The following is a 1,834-nucleotide window of genomic DNA, read 5'->3' on the forward strand; positions in this document are numbered from 1 at the left end:
CAGAAACGTCCATGCCAGGCCCATGATCAGGCTGTCGACGTTGTTTGTCAGGAAGGCTGTGAAGCCGGCCACGTAAAACAGCAGGGGCACTTCCAGCAGGTTCATGAAGTTACGGTTTGGCAGGCGTACCGCATCCGGCACGCGCTCGGATTCGCCATAGCGAAAATCCTCTGCCGTAATCTGGCCTTGTCGCCCAGCCTTGAAGCGGGCAAAGGGCACCAGCAATAGCACGTGCATTGTCCAAAGAGCCAGAATGGCCATGGGCAGGAAAATCGGCGAATACGTGTGCATTTGAGAATGGCTCCTCTGAATAGGGGTTCAATTTGGCGAGACAAGCGGGTGCCTCGGGGCTACCATCGTAGTCAGTTCACCAAATCTGTGTTTGCCGGACACCTCGCCATGGGCGTAGACAAGCTGTTTTCCATTTTCGTGGCCGCCATCTGCGTGGTCATGCTGGTGCGCCTGGCTCTGGGCGATGCCCGTCGGGCACGGTTGGATCGCGCCTTTTTGCAGGCTTGGGCGCGCGTGCGCCGTCAGGGCTTGTTGATCTGGCATTGGCGCAGCAGGCGCCGCTCAGCCGCTGAAGCCCACCAGGTCGCGCAGGACGTCATCAACCGGGTGCGCCATCGCGTTGAAAAAGAGGGCAATGTGATCACGCCCGAGGTATTCAAAGAGCCGCGCAAGCCACATTGAACGCCGTTATGGCGTGCATCAGGCTGCCAGTTGCGCCTTGCGCTTGCTGGCCACATTGATGCCCTGGCCCACCAAGCCGGCAGACACCACGCCCATTGCGAGTGTCAAGGCGGCACCGTAGAACACGGCTTCAGGCGATCCCTTGTCCATCAAGGCGCCAAAGATAGGGGCTGCCAGTGCGAAGCCCAGATCCAAGCCCGAATACACGGTGCCGTACACACGGCCTGTCGCGCCGGGAGGTGCCGCACGCTTGATCAGCATGTCACGTGAGGGGCCGGCCAAGCCTGTGCCAAAACCTGCCAGTGCCACCACAGCGGCAGCCGCCGTGCCGGGCAATATGCCCAGGCCACCCAGCACGAGCAAGCTCGCAGCCAGCGTCATGGCCATGGCAATCGTGCGTTCCAGGCGTTCTACGCGTACCACCAGAAAACCACCCAGCACCATGCCGACTGCACCGCAGATCATGTAGCCCGTCACCACAAAGGCTGTGGCCGATATCGGCAGGCTATACAGCTTGCTCAGCGCCGGACTGGCGAAGCCCTGGATGGCGCTCAACGCGGCGGTGCTGAAAAAGAAGAACGAAAAGCACAACCAGACGGAGGGCAGCTTCAGAAAGGCCATCGGGTGTTCGACCTTGGCATGCGCGGCTTCACGGCCCGGAGCGTGCGCCTGATGGTGGTCATCAATAGCCTGTCGGTTGAAGGCCAGCAAGGCGATCACGCACAGGCCCACCAGCGCCGCGCACAAGTAGGCTATGCGCCAGCTGCCCGTGGCGTGATGGAGACCAATCAGGAACACCGGTGCGGCGGCCCAACCCAGATTGCCGCTGATGCCGTGAATCGAGAAGGCGTGACCCAGCCTTGCCATCGATACACGCTTGTTCAGGATCGTGAAATCCGCAGGATGGAAAGGTGCATTGCCCAATCCGGCCAAGGCCGACGCCAGCATCAGCCCACCGTAACCCCGCGCAGACGCTGCAGCCAGCGCCGAAGCGACAAAGCAGCCCAGTGCCGCAAACAAAACAGGCCGCGCACCAATGCGATCGACAACGAAACCTGCCAGCGCCTGCCCAACGCCGGAAATCACAAAAAACAGACTGACCAGCAGCCCCATCTCGGCGTAACTCAGCCCGAAATCCCGC

3 protein-coding genes are annotated in these 1,834 nt (G+C 61.2%); 1 reads left to right on the top strand and 2 read right to left on the bottom strand.

The window, feature by feature from the left end:
- A partial coding sequence (locus EPO09_RS08035; RefSeq protein WP_290641941.1) for an MAPEG family protein occupies positions 1–291 on the bottom strand: 291 nt, incomplete at its 3' end.
- 108 nt (positions 292–399) lie between these two features.
- Here EPO09_RS08035 and EPO09_RS08040 point away from each other — a divergent pair.
- A complete protein-coding gene (locus EPO09_RS08040) occupies positions 400–693 on the top strand; it encodes a hypothetical protein (RefSeq protein WP_290641942.1) in 294 nt (97 codons plus the stop codon).
- Positions 694–711: 18 nt separating this feature from the next.
- Here EPO09_RS08040 and EPO09_RS08045 read toward each other — a convergent pair.
- Positions 712–1,834: MFS transporter (locus tag EPO09_RS08045; protein WP_290641944.1), on the bottom strand; the 1,123-nt coding region annotated here is incomplete at its 5' end.

Source organism: Aquabacterium sp., assembly GCF_004297345.1.
Lineage (GTDB): Bacteria > Pseudomonadota > Gammaproteobacteria > Burkholderiales > Burkholderiaceae_C > Aquabacterium.